The sequence below is a fragment of the Bradyrhizobium sp. 956_D2_N1_4 genome (assembly GCF_052076025.1).
GTDB lineage: Bacteria > Pseudomonadota > Alphaproteobacteria > Rhizobiales > Xanthobacteraceae > Bradyrhizobium > Bradyrhizobium barranii.
In genome coordinates, this window is the sequence record NZ_CP197237.1 from 920,859 (window position 1) to 936,966 (window position 16,108).

General features: G+C 66.0%; 13 protein-coding genes. 8 read left to right on the forward strand and 5 right to left on the reverse strand.

Annotated features, from left to right (window positions below):
- Nucleotides 1-2 precede the first annotated feature (2 nt).
- The 4 genes from soxX to AB7535_RS04400 are packed head-to-tail and all read right to left on the reverse strand — an operon-like array spanning nt 3 to nt 4,425.
- Entirely contained in the window at nt 3-455 is a 453-nt protein-coding gene (soxX, locus tag AB7535_RS04385; protein WP_085404492.1) for a sulfur oxidation c-type cytochrome SoxX, read from the reverse strand.
- A complete protein-coding gene (locus tag AB7535_RS04390) occupies nt 448-1,731 on the reverse strand; it encodes an NAD(P)/FAD-dependent oxidoreductase (protein WP_193560891.1) in 1,284 nt (427 codons plus the stop codon). Before AB7535_RS04390 ends, soxX begins: the two co-directional genes overlap by 8 nt.
- A gap of 46 nt (nt 1,732-1,777) precedes the next feature.
- Nucleotides 1,778-3,964: a xanthine dehydrogenase family protein molybdopterin-binding subunit gene (locus AB7535_RS04395; protein WP_085404491.1), complete on the reverse strand. Its 2,187-nt coding sequence runs from the start codon at nt 3,962-3,964 to the stop codon at nt 1,778-1,780.
- Nucleotides 3,965-3,975: 11 nt separating this feature from the next.
- Nucleotides 3,976-4,425, reverse strand: a complete 450-nt coding sequence (locus tag AB7535_RS04400; RefSeq protein WP_028156974.1) for a (2Fe-2S)-binding protein — start codon at nt 4,423-4,425, stop codon at nt 3,976-3,978.
- 266 nt (nt 4,426-4,691) lie between these two features.
- Between AB7535_RS04400 and AB7535_RS04405 the strand changes: the two genes are divergently transcribed.
- The 7 genes from AB7535_RS04405 to AB7535_RS04435 all read left to right on the forward strand — a co-directional run bounded on the left by AB7535_RS04405 (nt 4,692) and on the right by AB7535_RS04435 (nt 13,292).
- The gene (locus AB7535_RS04405) at nt 4,692-4,946 is read left to right on the forward strand and encodes a hypothetical protein (RefSeq protein WP_028150121.1); all 255 of its coding nucleotides are present in this window, start codon (nt 4,692-4,694) and stop codon (nt 4,944-4,946) included.
- Between the two features lie 264 nt (nt 4,947-5,210).
- Complete coding sequence (locus AB7535_RS04410; RefSeq protein WP_439037228.1) at nt 5,211-6,074, forward strand: radical SAM superfamily enzyme; 864 nt, start codon at nt 5,211-5,213, stop codon at nt 6,072-6,074.
- On the forward strand, nt 6,071-8,035 hold the full coding sequence (locus AB7535_RS04415; protein ID WP_244623184.1) for a RiPP maturation radical SAM C-methyltransferase: 1,965 nt from the start codon (nt 6,071-6,073) through the stop codon (nt 8,033-8,035). The genes AB7535_RS04410 and AB7535_RS04415 overlap by 4 nt, the downstream gene beginning before the upstream one ends.
- The gene (locus AB7535_RS04420) at nt 8,032-9,192 is read left to right on the forward strand and encodes a radical SAM protein (protein WP_085404488.1); all 1,161 of its coding nucleotides are present in this window, start codon (nt 8,032-8,034) and stop codon (nt 9,190-9,192) included. The genes AB7535_RS04415 and AB7535_RS04420 overlap by 4 nt, the downstream gene beginning before the upstream one ends.
- Nucleotides 9,189-10,622, forward strand: a complete 1,434-nt coding sequence (locus tag AB7535_RS04425) for a hypothetical protein (protein ID WP_085404487.1) — start codon at nt 9,189-9,191, stop codon at nt 10,620-10,622. Before AB7535_RS04420 ends, AB7535_RS04425 begins: the two co-directional genes overlap by 4 nt.
- A 22-nt stretch (nt 10,623-10,644) precedes the next feature.
- Nucleotides 10,645-11,484, forward strand: a complete 840-nt coding sequence (locus AB7535_RS04430; RefSeq protein ID WP_085404486.1) for an aKG-HExxH-type peptide beta-hydroxylase — start codon at nt 10,645-10,647, stop codon at nt 11,482-11,484.
- A gap of 185 nt (nt 11,485-11,669) precedes the next feature.
- Nucleotides 11,670-13,292, forward strand: coding sequence for a B12-binding domain-containing radical SAM protein (locus tag AB7535_RS04435; RefSeq protein ID WP_439037229.1), 1,623 nt, complete (start codon nt 11,670-11,672; stop codon nt 13,290-13,292).
- 4 nt (nt 13,293-13,296) lie between these two features.
- Here AB7535_RS04435 and AB7535_RS04440 read toward each other — a convergent pair whose 3' ends face one another.
- Complete coding sequence (locus AB7535_RS04440) at nt 13,297-14,685, reverse strand: MFS transporter (RefSeq protein WP_085404484.1); 1,389 nt, start codon at nt 14,683-14,685, stop codon at nt 13,297-13,299.
- 171 nt (nt 14,686-14,856) lie between these two features.
- Here AB7535_RS04440 and AB7535_RS04445 point away from each other — a divergent pair, with 171 nt between their 5' ends.
- On the forward strand, nt 14,857-15,918 hold the full coding sequence (locus AB7535_RS04445; protein ID WP_085404483.1) for an isocitrate/isopropylmalate dehydrogenase family protein: 1,062 nt from the start codon (nt 14,857-14,859) through the stop codon (nt 15,916-15,918).
- The last annotated feature ends 190 nt before the right edge of the window (nt 15,919-16,108 follow it).

The following is a 16,108-nucleotide window of genomic DNA, read 5'->3' on the forward strand; positions in this document are numbered from 1 at the left end:
AGCTAGTTCCGAAGCGTTACAAGAAAGGCCACGATGTCTTCGATCTCCGCGGCGGATAATATCGGCTTGCCGGCAAAATTGCGCCCGACCCGGACCAGCCCGTCGTTGCGATAATAGGACGGCATGATGGTCTGCGGGTTGTAGCGCGATGCATCGACCAGCCGCAGCCGCAACTGGCCAGCCGACCACCAGTTCCCGGTGCCGGTGAGATCGGGTGCGAGGTCACCCTGGAACCGCGCCTCCGGGAACGGACCGGAATGGCAGAGGATGCAGGTCGTGGAACGCACCACCACCAGCGCGCGTCCGCGCGCGGGATCGGCCGGCGCGCCCGTGAGCGGCTCGGGGATGGTGTCACCGATGATTTTGTAGCGCACGAGCTCGTCGGCTCTTGCGCCGCAAGCCAGGGCAAGGCCGGCGGCGATCAGCGCCGCGATATGAAGGAATGCTCTAGCCAAAGGTGTCTGCCGTGATGGTTTGAAACCAGCGCTCGGCTTCAGCCGCCTCGCGGGCGCGGAGCTCGCGTGGTGCATCGACCGGGCTGGTCGCGCCGCCTTCGACCTCGGCAAAGATGTCACCCCTGGGCTGGTAGTTGCCGGCGAGCGAGAAGCCGTAGCCGGGCGCGGCGGTTGTATAGCAGACGCCGGTCAGCCGCGGCGTCTCCGGCGCGCGGCCCACGAACAGGTTGACGATGGCGGCGGCGCAGGCCTTGCCCTGTGCGCTCGCGGCCGAGGCCGATTTGGGAATGCCGCCGCCGAGGCAGGCATCGCCGATGACGTGGATGTTCGGGACGAGCTTCGACTCGAAGGTCACGGGATCGATCGGGCACCAGCCGGTCGCATCCGCCGCGCCCGCGATCTCGGCGATGCGGCCGGCGCGTTGCGGCGGGATGACGTTGGCGACATCAGGCGTGTAGTTGCCGAACTCGGTGATGATGGTCCTTGTCGAAGGATCGACCGAGGTGACGCGACCGCCCTGCGACAGCGCGATGCGCTCGATCATGTCGCCATAGAGCTCCTTCCACGCCTTCTCGAACAGCCGCTGCTGCGAAAAATTGTCCTTGGCATCGAGGACCAGCACCTTCGAGCGCGGCTTCTTCGTCTTCAGGTAATGCGCGATCAGGCTGGCGCGTTCGTAGGGCGCCGGCGGGCAGCGCGAGGGATTGGCCGGGATCGCGATGGCGACCGTGCCGCCGTCCGCCATTGCCTCCAGCTGCCTGCGCAGCAGCAGAGTCTGCGCCCCGGCCTTCCAGGCGTGCGGCATTTTTTCGGATGCCGCTTCGTCATAGCCGGGCAGGGCCTCGAAATGGAAGTCGATGCCAGGGGAGAGCACGAGACGGTCATAGGGCAGCGCGACGCCGTCGGTCGTCACGACGCTGCGCCGCTGCGGCTCGATTGTGGTCACGGCCTCGCCGATCACGGTGATGCCCTCGGCGGCGAGCTTGTCATAGTCGAATTGCTGCGCGTCGATCTCACGCAGGCCCGCAATCACCTCGTTGCTGAAGGGGCAGGAGGTGAAGACCGCGTTCGGTTCGATCAGGATGATTTGCAGGTTTTCCTGCGCGCGTTTCAGCGCGCGGGCGCAGGCCGCGCCGCCAAAGCCGCCGCCGACCACGACGATACGTGCTGCCGATTGCGCACGCAGGACCGATGGCCGCGCCAGCGTTGCGGCGGCCGCGGTGATGCCGAGCACGGCATTCCGCCGTGTCACCGGGCGCGTGGTCATCAGGATCATCCAGGCAAAAATGCCGCGGCGGCCGTTGCAGCCGCCGCGGCGTTTCTCAGGCGAAGGTGATGTTCTGGTCGCGCAGCGGCACCGAGCGGATGCGCTTGCCCGTCGCCGCGAAATAGGCGTTGAGCACCGCCGGCGCCGCGACGCCGATGGTTGGCTCGCCGACGCCGCCCCAGAACCCGCCGCTCGGCACCATCACCGATTCCACCTTCGGCATCTCGTTGATGCGCATCGAGTTGTAGGTGTCGAAGTTGGTTTGCTCGATCTTGCCGTCCTTGACGGTGCAGCCGCCGTAGAACAACGCGGACAGGCCATAGACGAAGGAGCCGGCGATCTGCCGCTCCACCTGCGCCGGATTGACGACGTAGCCGGGATCGGTGGAGGCGACGATGCGATGCACCTTGATCTTGTTGCCGTCGGTCACCGAGATTTCGGCGGCGCCGGCGACATAGCTGCCATAGCCCATGACCTGCGCAATGCCGCGATAGACGCCCTGCGGTGCCGGCTTGTCCCAGCCGATCTTCTCGGCCACGGCATTGAGCACCGCCAGATGCTTGGGATGATTGCCCATCAGCTTGCGGCGGAATTCGAGCGGGTCCTGGCCTGCGGCCTGGGCCAGCTCGTCCATGAAGCATTCCATGTAGATCGCGTTGTGATTGACGTTCACGCCGCGCCAGAAGCCGGGCGGAACGTGCGGGTTGCGCATCGCATGCTCGATCAGGAGGTTCGGCACCGAATAGCCGAACGCGGCTTCGCCGGACTGGGCGACGCCCTGGAATGCGGCCGGATCCATACCGTTCTGCAGCGCTTCGGGGCGCAGCGAGAACAGGATTGACTGCCCGGACAGGCGGTAGTGCAGCGCGACCAGATTGTTGTTGGCGTCGAACGCGCCGGTCATCTTGCACTGGGTGATCGGGTGATACCTGCCGTGCGCCATGTCTTCTTCGCGCGACCACAACAGCTTGATCGGCGTGCCCGGCATCTGCTTGGCGATCATGACCGCCTGGCGGACGTAGTCGGTCTGGCCGCGCCGGCCGAAGCCGCCGCCGGGCATCACCTTGTACATGTCGCACTTCTCAGCCGGCAGGCCGGAGGCCTCCAGCACCGCCGCGAAGACGGCCTCGCCGTTCTGCGTGCCGCACCAGACCTCGCATTTGTCGGCCGTGTAGAGCGCGGTGGCGTTCATCGGCTCCATCGTGGCGTGGTTCTGGTAAGGGTAGTTGTAGACCGCTTCGACCTTCTTCGCTGCGCCGGCAATCGCGGCTTTGACGTCGCCGTTCTTGTTGCCGACATAGGCCGGCTGCGAATCGTCGAGGCCCTCGGCCAGCCACTTCGCGATCGACTCGCTCGAGACCTTGGCATTCTCGCCCTCGTCCCAGACGATCGGCAGCGCTTCCAGCGCGGTCTTGGCGTGCCACCAGGTGTCGGCAACGACCGCAACCGCGGTGTCGCCGACCTTGACGACCTTCTTGACGCCTTTCATGCCGGTGATCTTGGCTTCGTCATAGCTCTTCAGCTTGCCGCCAAACACCGGGCAGTCCTTGATCGCGGCGTTCAGCATGCCCGGCAGCTTGACGTCGATGCCGTAGATCATCGTGCCGGTGGTCTTGTCGGCGGTATCGAGCCGCAACAGGCCCTTGCCTGCGATGGTCCAGTCCTTGGGATCCTTGAGCTTCACGTCGGCCGGCGGCGTCAGCTTGGCGGCGGCTTCGGCGACCTTGCCGTAAGTTGTCGTCTTGCCCGACGCCTTGTGGGTGATGACCCCCTTGGCGACGGTGCATTCGGAGGCCGGCACCTTCCACTCATTCGCGGCGGCCTCGATCAGCATCACGCGCGCGGTGGCGCCGCCCTTGCGGACATAGTCTTGCGAGCTGCGGATGCCGCGGCTGCCGCCGGTCGAGAAATCACCCCAGACGCGCTTGCGGGCGACGCTCTGGCCGGGAGTCGGGTATTCGGTCGTGACCTTCGACCAGTCGCATTCGAGTTCCTCGGCGACCAGCTGGGCGAGGCCGGTGAGCGAGCCCTGGCCCATCTCGGAGCGGGCGATGCGGATCACGACGGTGTCGTCGGGCCTGACCACGACCCAGGCGTTGACTTCCGGCGAGCCGTCGGCCGCGCGGACCGCGGCGGGGCCACCGAAGGGGAGATCGAGCCCGATGGCGAGGCCGGCGCCGACAGCGGCGGTGCCGATGACGAAGGCGCGACGGTTCATCTTGGGAGAAACATGCTTGTTCATGGGGCGGCTCCTCAGGCGCTGGCGATCGTGTGGATCGCTTCGCGCACCTGCTGGAAGGTGCCGCAGCGGCAGATATTGGTGATGGCTTCGTCGATATCGGCGTCGGTCGGCTTCGGCTTTTCGGCGAGGAGTGCGGCCACCGCCATGATCATGCCGCTCTGGCAATAGCCACATTGCGGAACGTCCTTGGCGATCCAGGCTGCCTGCACCTTGTGCAGCGTGTCGCCGGATGCGAGCCCCTCGATCGTGGTGATCTTCTTGCCTTCGGCCTCGCTGACCGAAATCCCGCAGGAACGGATGGCGACGCCGTCCATGTGAACGGTGCAGGCGCCGCATTGCGCAATGCCGCAGCCATATTTGGTGCCGGTCAGGCCGGCATTCTCACGGATCGCCCAGAGCAGCGGCGTATCCGGCTCGACGTCGAGCGTGAAGGTTTTTCCGTTGATTGTTAGGTTTGCCATCGCAAGTCCCCTGATTGGCCCAATCCACCGATCGGACTCAGGGCGCAATGTGTCTGGCAAATTGGAACTGTTCAAATCAATAGTCCGAGGGGTGGCCAACAGCGAGGCTGGCATGCGCGGGGAAGAATGTCGGGAGCGCGGTGTTGCGTTGTGAACGGCGGTGCAAATCCGCAGCCTTTGGTCGCATCGAATTCGTTTGACTATCTGAGGGTATTGTACAACCTTTGGTTTGATGGATCATTAGTCCATCCTAAGGGAGAATCGCCATGGGCCGCATCGTCACGATCGATCTCGAAAAAGTTCTCGCGTCAGGTAACGATCTCAAAGCCAAGTCACCGTCCGGACTCACTACCCACGCCGATCTGCTCAGCCTCGCCAGCGACGTCAGCAAGGACCCGGTCTCCTATCTGAGCAGCGTTGGCGTACAGCTCGACGACCAGACGGCGTCGATGCTGCGGAACAAGCTGGCCACGCGTAGCGGCGGCGTACAGGCCGGTACGATCCATATCGACATCCTCTGATCCCGCATCTGCAGATCACGATGGCCGGCTGACCGGTTCGCCGGGCAGCCGGGATATGGGGTCGTCGGCCATGGCGTTCGGCGCACAATTTTTATCCGATTTCCGCGCGGCCAGGGTGACGCCTACCAATCTCGTTCTGAACGTCACTCTGAAATGCCCGCTCAAATGTTCGCATTGCTGCTTTTCATCTGACATGTTTCACGGCGGGCACCTGTCCGCCGCGGACGTTCATCGTTGTATTCAGCAGGCCGCACAGATCCGTCGATGGAGATCATCCATTTCGTCGGGGGTGATCCGATGCTGCATGCGGATATCGTTGCCGACGCCGTGGCACTGGCCGCGTCGCTGGGCTTGCGCGCGGGCATCACCACGAGCGCGTTCTGGGCCAAGTCGCCCGCGCGCGCAACGGCGGCTGTTCGGCAATTGCGCGCGGCCGGGCTCACCGAAATGACGTTGTCTTACGACGATCCCCACGCCGAGTTCGTGCCGCTGAATTTCATTGCCAACGCGGTCGCCGCTGCGCGCGAATGCGGCCTGCTGCTTCGGATCGCCGTGGTGGTCGAGGCGGGTTCGAAGATCACCGCCGCCAGCCTGCGCGCCGATCTCGGTCTTCAGGACGAGCCCGGCATCAACATCTATGAGACCGTCGCCAACTCGACCGGTCGCGGCGACGGCACGGACGAGGACACGCAGGCGGGCCGCGTTCACCACGCCTCCGCCTATCGCGGTCCCTGCGAGTCCGTTCTCCACACCGTCACGGTCGATCACGAGGGCGGCATCCGGCCCTGCTGCGGCGTGCTTCCCCATTACGACTCGCTGAAGGTGGGCCACATCGCGAAGGAAGGGATCGAAGCCGCGATGCAGGCGGCCGCGGACGATCCGCTCTACAGATGGATCAGGCTGGAGGGACCCGTCGCCATCCTCGCCGCAGTCACGGCCGCCGATCCCGTGCCGATGCGCGTTGAGGATTTCGACGGCATCTGCACCGCCTGCGACCGCATCTTCCGCTCGCCAGAGCTGCTGGCGCGCGTGCGCGAAGCCGCCGAGGCGCGCCACGGCCAGATCGAGACCTGCGAGATCCTGCTGGACGGACAAGCCGCATCTGCCAACCTCGTGGCCGCACAATGAGCGTCGATGTCCTCTTCTGCTCGGCGCCGGTGATGTCGGTGGTGCGGCCGTCGGCGGCGCTCGGCCTGTTGCAGGCCTTGCTGCGGCAGAAGGGCATTCGGGCCGAGACGCTCTATCTGAACCTGCTCTTCGCCGACCGCATCGGGCTCGATCTGAACGAGCAGCTTGCGGAGAAGTTGCCGAGCCATCTCCTCGCCGGCGATTGGCTGTTCGGCGATTGCCTGGGCACGCGGCCCGGACGGCCGCAGGCGCAGCGCCACCTCAGCGAGCTCAGCGCCGCCATAGAGCGCAAGGGGCTGGACCAGCTCTACGAGATCCGCCGCAACCTGATCCCGTCCTTCGTGGCGGAAGCGGCCGACCGGCTGCTCGAACGCACCCCCAAGATCATCGGCTTCACCTCGATGTTCGAGCAGACGGCCGCTTCGCTGGCGATCGCGGCCGCGGTCAAGGCGCGTGATCCGTCCGTCGTCGTCTGCTTCGGCGGCGCCAATTGCCATGGGCCGATGGGCGCGGTGCTGCTGAAGAACTTTGCGCAGATCGACTATGTCTTCAACGGCGAGGCCGATACCGTGTTCGGGCCGGCCGTCGAGGCAATCCTGCGCGGCGAAGAGCCTCGCGGCCTACCGGGATGCCTGTCCCGCGACCAGCCGGCTGCTGGCGCAGCAGCCGGTCCGACCGCGATGGATGCGCTGCCGATCCCCGACTACGCCGACTATTTCGCGCAACTGCCCTGGATGTCTGAAGCTGCGCGCGTGCGTCCCTCGATTCCGTTCGAGTCCTCGCGCGGCTGCTGGTGGGGGCAGAAGCACCATTGCACGTTCTGCGGCCTCAACGGCGAGGGCATGGCGTTCCGGGCCAAGTCGGCGCCGCGCGTGCTCAGCGAGATCGAGACCCTGCATGCGGAGTTCGGCATCGGCCGCTTTGCCGCGACCGACAACATCCTGGGCATGTCCCATATCGAGGGCGTGCTGGGCAGGCTCGCCGAACGCCCGGCGCACGGCTTTCGCTTCTTCTACGAGATCAAGGCCAATATGGACGAGGCGCAGCTCGAGAAGCTGGCGCTTGCCGGGACGGTCTGGTTGCAGCCCGGCATCGAGAGCCTGTCGGATCCGGTGCTGCATCTCATGCGCAAGGGTGTGAGCGCCTTGCTCAACCTGCGCCTGCTGCGCAATTGCCGCGAGCTCGGCGTCGGGCTGGTCTGGTCGATCCTGTACGGATTTCCCGGCGAGCCACGCGACGCCTACGACGCCGTCGCCAAGATGGTCCCGCTGCTCGAACACCTTCAGCCGCCGGTCGGCTGCGGCCGGATCCGGCTCGACCGGTTCAGCCCCAATTTCGAGCGCGCCGCCGAGATCGGATTCCGCAACGTCACGCCGATGCCGGCCTATGGCGCGATCTACGATGTCCCTGACGAGGATCTCTTCGATCTCGCTTATTTCTTCGAGGGCGACGCACCCGATGCCGCGCGCGAGCAGGATCTGGTGTCGCTCAAGGCCGCGAGTGCGGCCTGGCGTGCGCGCTGGTTCGATCAGCCCTTTGCGCCGCAATTGACGATGACGGCGGTCGGCACGGCGCATCTCGTCAGCGACACCCGGGCATGCGCGCTCCAGCCGTTCTATTGTCCGACACCGGCCGAGATCGCCGTGCTCAATCTGCTGCGCAATCCCTGCACGCGACTGAGCGTCATTGAACAGCTTGCCGATCGTTTGGATGCGGCATCAGTCGAGGCCGCACTGGATGCGATTCTGGCGCGACGGTTTGCGATCGAGATCGACGGCAGAGTGTTGTCGCTCGTCACCGAGGCCGGCCGCGAGATTTTTGACGCCGACGCCCGTGCCGAATTTCCGCTTGGATTCGTTTTGCCACGCGAGCGTATCGCCCCGCCGGAAGAAAACGGGTTGCACGTGGCCCTGATGAACGCCAGCGATGAACCGGCAGGCCTCGAACGGGTGCAGCCATGACCGTCGAAGTCCGCCCCCTCGGCGACAAGTGCAACATCAAGTGCCGCTACTGCTATCAGGAGGGCATCCGCACCGCCGGCAACGTGCCGACGCGTTACGATCTCGACGCGATCATGGCGACGCTGGACAGATTGGCGGAACCCTTCAGCCTGTTCGGCGGCGAGATCATGCTGACCCGCCGGCCCGATCTCGAACGCCTGATGCAGCTGGGCTTCGACCGCCATGGCGGCGTCGGCATGCAGACCAACGGCACGCTGATCGAGGAGCGCGACATCGAGCTCTTCAGGAAATACCACGTGCGCGTCGGCATCTCGATCGACGGGCCGGGACCGCTCAACGATGCTCGCTGGGCCGGCAGCCTGGCGGCGACGCGGCGTGCGACGGCGCGCATCGAGGCGGCGATCGAGACGCTGTGCCGGGAGGGCATGCCGCCAAACGTGATCGTGACGCTCAACCGGATGAATGCCGCGCCGGCTCGGCTCGGCGTGCTGTGCGAGTGGATCGGGTTTCTCGGTAGCCTCGGCGTGCGCAAGCTGCGCCTGCACCTGCTGGAGCAGGACGAAACGGAAGGGGGCGAGGGTCTCGCGCTCACCGCGCAGGAGAACCTTGCGGCCTTGAGGCGACTGCGCCGGCTCGAACAGGAGCTGCTGTCAGTCCAGTTCGACATCTTCGCCGAGATGGCCGCGATGCTTAGGGGCGATGACGCGCAGACCTCATGCGTCTTCCACGCCTGCGATCCCTATGCAACGCGCGCCGTGGTGGGCGTCGAGAGCGATGGCCGGCTCGGCAATTGCGGCCGCACCAACAAGGATGGCGTGACCCATCTGCGTGCCGGCCGCGAGGCCTTCGAGCGCCAGCTCTCGCTTTACCGGACGCCGCAGGCCGATGGCGGATGCGAGGGGTGCCGGTTCTTCCTGGCGTGCAAGGGCAATTGTCCGGGCACCGCGATCGACGGCGACTGGCGGATGCGCTCGATCGATTGCCCGGTGTGGTTCGGCCTGTTCGAGGACATCGAGACCGAGCTTCAGGCGAACGATGAGGTCGCGATCAGCCGGTTGGAGCGCCGGTCCGATCTCGAAGCGAAGATGATCGCCGCCTGGTCGATCGGCGACAATCCGACCCTGCATTCGTTGCTCCAGCAGGCGGACGCACCATGACGTCCGCCTGGCCGACCTGCTGGCTGACCTGGCCCCGTCCTCCGCTCGCGGCCGCGCCGCGGGAGCCAGCCGTCGCCAAGGCAGCGACTCAGCGCATCAGCTTCACCGGACCGCAGGCGCGCGCGCTCTGGCAGCCGCGTCTGGATCGCCTCAGGCATGCGGCGCTAGCGATCGAATTCGAGATGGTGCGCCGGAAGCGCATCCCGGCCACGCTGGTGTGGACTGGCTATGATGGCATCGACGCCCTGACCGAGCGGGCGCGCGCGATTGGCCTGGAGGCCAAGCCGGTCAAGGCGTCGCTTGGCTATGCCGTCGACTGGCCGCTTGAGGCATCGATCGCCGAACCGAAGCGGCTGCTCGACTATGCGTTCCTGATCGGCGCCGCGCCGCTCGACACATCGATCGCCGAGCCGGCGGCGGACGGCCAGGAGCAGGCGGCGATACGGTTCGGCTATCCCGCATGCTGCGCAAGATCCTGGGCGGACCATCTTCGGCGTGGCGGAAGCGATCCGTTGGCCGGCATCCTCGCGCGCGAGGAGAAAGCGGCCGTGCCTGCCCATGTCGCGCTCGCGGTTCTGGGACTGGGGCCGGTGAGACACGGGCCTTGTTCTGCGGACTGTTCCGCTACGCGCGATCGTTCGCGTGAGTTCATCGATCTCGGCCGCCAGCTGGGATTGGCCGCGGAAATGAGTTGGCTCGAAGAGATGGCGGATTGGACGGTGTGTGCGTCGTTTGTCAATGGCGTTGCCGAGATTGCGACGGCCACCTTCCGCTGCACATGGCTGTCCGATGAGGGCACACCGTCGCATCGGCGGCCTCGTCAACGCGCGGCGGCGACGCACCTGGACAAGCGAAAGGCCGCAGCGGTCGAGCCCGCGGACAGCGCCGATATCCTCACCGAACTCGGCGGCGGATTTGAAGCGGCCGGTTTCGAAAACCCCTTCGCCATGCGCTCGCGCTTCAGCACGGTGGTCTGGGAGCAGACCGCTGCGCTGCGCCGCGCGGGATCGGCCGTGCATGTCGGATGCGGCGATGGATTGCTGCTGGAATTGATCGCGCAGACGAGGCCAAAGCTGAGATTATACGGTGCCGAGGAAGATGCCGCGCTAGCTGAAGCCGCGCGCCGGCGCCTCGGTGCGTCATTGCCGGTACTCGGCGGGACCAGCATCGCGGCGATTGCGGCGCTGTCGCGTCTTGCACCTGATGGCGTCGACCTCGCTTTCGTCGATGCGGAACGGCTTGGCGGCCGCGAACCGCTTGCCGCTGTCCGCGCGATCGCGAAATCGGTGATCGTGATCGGCACCGACCGATCGCTGCACCGGCTTGGGGATATGGACACCCTTGCGGCATCGATGGGATTTGCCTTGCTGCCTGGACGCGCAGGGCGCGTCTCCGCGGCCCTCTCGACGACGAGTGGTCGTCCGCACTGACCGGTTCGAAGGAGAGATCGCCATGGACGCGACGTCGATTGACTGGGAACGCACGGCACGACCGCAGGCCGACGGCCACGATACCGCCGTCGCCCTCGGCCTGATCGACACCGAGCCGACGCCGTGGCGGCCGCTGCCGCCGCAGCGTCCCCCGGTGAACGGTGCGCCGGCCATTGCGGATGGCAGGGTTGCCCTGCGCACGGAGGATCCGCTGCTGCCGGCGCCGCGGTTTGTCCCCGACGCGCAAGCCATCCGGGCGCTGGAGCAGGCGCTGCACTACGTCCGCCGCTGGCCGCTCGCTGCGAAACAATGGCCTGATATCGTGCACACCATCCAGTGCTATCACGACACCGAGCAGCCGACCGAGGGGCCCGGTCGGCTCGGCTCGGCCAGCCACTCGGTCGACGCGCGGTTCGGCGTCATCGGCCTCACGGTCAATTGCCCGCTCGCGACCGCGCAGGCGATCGTCCATGAAATGGCCCATCACAAGCTGAGGGCATTCGGCGTCGCCAACGAGAATGCGATCCGGATCATCAGCAATCCGCAGGACGAGCTCTATCCCAGCCCGATCGTGGTCGACCGGCCGCGTCCAATGACCGCAGTGCTGCACGCACAATATTCGTTCATCCACGTCACCCAGCTCGACGTGCACATGCTGGAGCAGGAAGACGACCCGCAGGTTCGCAGCGACATCCGCGCGCTGCTCGCGCGCAATGCGTCGCGGATGGAGCAGGGGTTCGAGACGCTGCGGCAGCACGCCCGCACCGATGCGGCCGGCCGGGCGTTTCTCGGCGCGTTCTTCGCCTGGTGCAGCGACGTCCTGGCGAGCAGCCGGAAGATGCTTGCCAGCGAGCGCGGCTGATTGCCCGCTCTGCCCAGGACCGGGTTCCAGCCCTAAACGCCAGATACGCGGTTTGAGACGACTTTCGGCTGTGATTGCCGGTTCCAGGCCCCGTCGGCGCTGCATTGCGGCGACAGTTTGTCCTTTTTACCGGGGTGCAAGACGAACGCGCTCTGGTACACTGGGACGAAGCAAAAAGGGATTCCATGAACGTACCGCAGCGTTGCAACGTATTGATGCTCTATCCGCTGTTCTTGGCGGAGTCGTTCTGGAGCTTTGGCGAATCCTGCGAGCTGATGGGTGTGAAGCGACCCGCGGCCCCCCTCGGCCTGATCACGGTGGCCGCGATGCTGCCGAAGGACTGGACGGTCCGGCTGATCGACTGCAACACCCAGCCCCTTGGTGACGAGGATCTCGCCTGGGCCGATGTCGTGTTCACCGGCGGCATGCTGCCGCAGCAGGCCGATACGCTGCGCCTGATCGAACTCTGCCGCGCCGCCGGCAAGCCGGTGGTCGTCGGCGGACCCGATCCGACGTCGAGCCCCCATGTCTACGAACGGGCCGACTTCCGGGTGCTCGGCGAGGCCGAAAGCGTCATCGACGAGTTCATCGCGGCCTGGGAAAGCGGGGCCCGCGCCGGCGTCTTCACTGCGCCGAAATTCCAGGCCGACGTAACAAAGACGCCGGTGCCACGCTTCGATCTCCTGAAGTTCGAGGACTATCTCTACCTCGGTGTGCAATATTCGCGTGGCTGTCCGTTCACCTGCGAGTTCTGCGACATCATCGAGCTCTACGGCCGTGTGCCGCGCACCAAGACGGTCGAGCAGATGTTTGTCGAGCTCGAGACGCTCTACCGGATGGGCTACCGCGGCCATCTCGACTTCGTCGACGACAATTTCATCGGCAACAAGAAGTCGCTGCGGCAGTTCCTGCCCCAGCTCGCCGAATGGCAGCGCGCGCACGGCTATCCCTTCGAATTGTCCACCGAGGCCTCGGTCAACCTGGCCGACGATCCCGAGCTATTGGAGCTGATGGGCGCGGCCAATTTCTTCGGCATCTTCGTTGGCATCGAAAGTCCGGACCCTGCAACGCTGGTCGCGATGCGGAAGAAGCAGAACACGCGGCGCAACATCGCCGAGAGCATCCACAAGATCTATGCCGCCGGCATGCTCGTCACCGCGGGTTTCATCGTCGGCTTCGACACCGAGAAGGTCTCGATGGCGGAAGCGATGATCGATTTCATCGAGGAGGCCGCGATTCCCGTCGCCATGGTCGGCCTGCTCTATGCGTTGCCGAACACGCAGCTCACGCGCCGACTCGAGCGTGAAGGCCGGCTGCATCCGGGCCACGATCTGGCGCCGACCATCGGCGCCGATCAGTGCACGGACGGCATCAACTTCGATCCGGTCCGCCCGTTGCGCGACATCCTGACGGACTACAAGCGGGTGCTGGAGCACATCTACAGCCCCGCCGCCTACGCAGGACGCGTCGACCGCCTGATGACGCTGCTCGACCGATCCAGGCAGCGCCCCGAGCTCGCCGAGGGCGACATCCGCTCGCGGGTCGGGGCGATGGAGACGGTGCACCGCGTTGTCACCGCCCTTCCCGAAGCGCGCGGGCCGCTGTGGCAGACCTTCATGAACTGCGCCAAGCGCGACACGTCATCGGCACGGATCGCGGTGCAGATGATTGCCGCCTATGCGCATCTCGGGCCGTTCTCGCGCAAGATCATCGAAGCCATCGACGGGCGCCTCGCTGCGCTCGATGACGAGACGGTCATCCCGACCGCTGCGACGCTCGACACCACCGCAGCCCGGCACCTGGCCTGAAGGCTTACTTCACCGCCAGCCGCAGGAAGCTCATCACGCTGCCGAGCGCGGCAAAGCCGGCGCCGAGGGCCAGCGCGACGGTTGCGCCGTCGTGGCCGGCAAGCGCAAAGCAGAGGGCGGCTAGCGCCGCGCCCGTGGTCTGGCCCGTCAGGCGTGCGGTCGCGACGATGCCGGAGGCGCTGCCGCTGCGGTGCGGCGGCGCGCTCGACATCACCGCCTTCATGTTCGGTGCCTGGAAAAAGCCGAACCCCATGCCGCAGATCACCATCCGCCAGATGATGTCGGGAATGGCAGGATTGGACGGGAGCATCGCGAGCAATGCCATGCCGAGGCCGAGCAGCACGAGCCCGATGCCGCCGAGCAGGCCGACCGCGTGCCGGTCGGAGAGGCGCCCTGCGATCGGCGCCATGATGCCGACCACCAGCGGCCAGGGTGTCATGAAGAAGCCGGTCTCGACCTGCGAACGCCCGAGCACGTCCTCGAAATAGAACGGCAGCGAGACGAAGGCGAGGCCCTGCACGGCGAACGAGCACACCGCGGTCGCTGCCGACAGCGCGAACATCGGCCGGCTGAACAGGTCGATCGGCAGCATCGGCGCGGGATGGTCGGCATGCCGGCGCGTCAGGATGAAGCCGAGTGCGAGGGCCGTGATCAGCTCGATGCCCACGACAACAGGCGACAGATTGTGCGCGGCGCTGCCGATTCCCGTGATGAACAGGCCGAGGCAGGCGGACGCAAGGACTGCGCCGAGGAAGTCGAAGCCATGATCGGCGCGCGGCGTCTTCGGCAGCATTGCAAAGCCGATCCCGATCGCGACGAGGCCGAAAGGAATGTTGACGGCGAACAGCCAGGGCCATGGGCCGACTGCGAGAATGGCGGAGGCGATCGATGGACCGATGGTGAAGGCGGTCGCGACCACGAGCGCGTTGTGGCCAAAACCGCGGCCGAGCATCCGGCCGGGATAGACGAAGCGCACCAGCGCCGTATTGACGCTCATGATGCCGCTGGCCCCCAGGCCCTGCAGCGTGCGCGCGACCAGCAGGCTGTCCAGCGACCACGCCACCGCGCAGAACAGCGAGGCGATGGTGAACAGGATCAGGCCGCCGAGATAGATCCGCTGGTGCCCGACGATCTCGCCGAGCGCACCGAGCGGCAGCAAAGTGGCCACCAGCGCGATCTGGTAGACATTGACCACCCAGACCGATTGCTCCGGCGTGACGTGCAAATCGGCGGCAATGGCTGGCAGCGCGATATTCGCGATCGCGGTGTCGAGGGAGGCCATCGCCAGCGCGGTGAAGATGGCGGCGATCGCCCAGCGCCGCTGCGTGGCCGGAAGGCCGTCGGCAATGGGATGATCGGGCTCGCGCGCGGCGGCAGGTAACGTGATTGTCATTGCCTGGCGCGTTGCTCCGGCGGCGTGGTGAAAGGGGACTTTCGGCATGTACTACGCCGAAGGCCGCTTCCACAGGCATATGCTTGCATGCTGTGTATGCGCGAAGGTGAGGCGATGCGGCCGGCGGCTGGCGTATGATTGCGCCAGCTGCTGCAATCTTGGGGGATCACCATGCAAATCGTCGTTCTGCCCGGTGACGGCATCGGACCGGAGATCACGGCCGCGACATCGGGCGTGCTGCGTGCGGCCTCCGAGCGCTTCCAGCTCAATCTGCGGCTCGAGGAGCACGCGGTCGGGCATGCGAGCCTGAAGCTATCAGGCACGACGGTACGCCCCGAGCTGCTCGACATCGTCCGCGCCGCCGACGGCCTGATCCTGGGGCCAACCGCGACCTTTGACTTCAAGGACGAGGCGCATGGCGAGATCAACCCGTCCAGGCACTTTCGCAAGAGTCTCGACCTCTACGCCAATGTCCGGCCCGCGCGCACCTATGCGGGGCGGCCCGGCCGGCTCGGCGAGTTCGACCTCGTCGTCGTGCGCGAGAACACCGAAGGGTTTTACGCCGACCGCAACATGGAGCAGGGCAATGGCGAGATGCTGGTCACGCCTGACGTCGTGATCTCGCTGCGCCGGATCACGCGCCTCTGCTGCGAGCGTATCGCGCACGCCGCCTGTCGTCTGGCGATGAAGCGGCGGAAGCATCTGACCATCGTGCACAAGGCCAATGTGCTGAAACTCGGCGACGGCATGTTCCTCGACATCTGCCGCACGGCGGCGAAGGGCTATCCCGGCCTCGAAGTCGACGACATCCTGGTCGACGCCATGATGGCGCATGTCGTGCGCAACCCCGATCGCTTCGACGTCATCGTCGCCACCAACATGTTCGGCGACATCCTGTCCGATCTCACGGCCGAGCTCTCCGGCAGCCTCGGCCTCGGCGGCTCGCTGAATGTCGGTGATCGCTTCGCCATGGCGCAGGCCGCGCACGGCTCGGCGCCCGACATCGCGGGGCAGGACGTTGCCAATCCGGTCTCGCTGATCCTGTCGACCGCGTTGCTGCTGGCCTGGCACGGCGAGAAGAGCGGCGCCGTCCGCTACGAGGAAGCGGCGCGTGCGATCGAAGCCGCGGTGGCGAAAGCGATCGGCGAGGGCAGAGCGACGCGCGACGTCGGCGGCAAGCTCGGCACCATCGCGGCAGGTGCTGCGATCGCGGAGATCTTGCAGGCGGAGTGAGCCATCGTCGCGGATGCCTGCGATTTTTTTGGGGGCCAACACAAAAACTCGAAAAACAACCCCATGCACAGTAGCAGGCTCCTTGATCGATAAGGGATTTTCGGAGCGCGTCGCGACGACCTTCGTGACAGTGATCACGTTGACCCGTCGGGCAAAACACTGGCATGATGCTATCGTGCCAGCGGTCGGG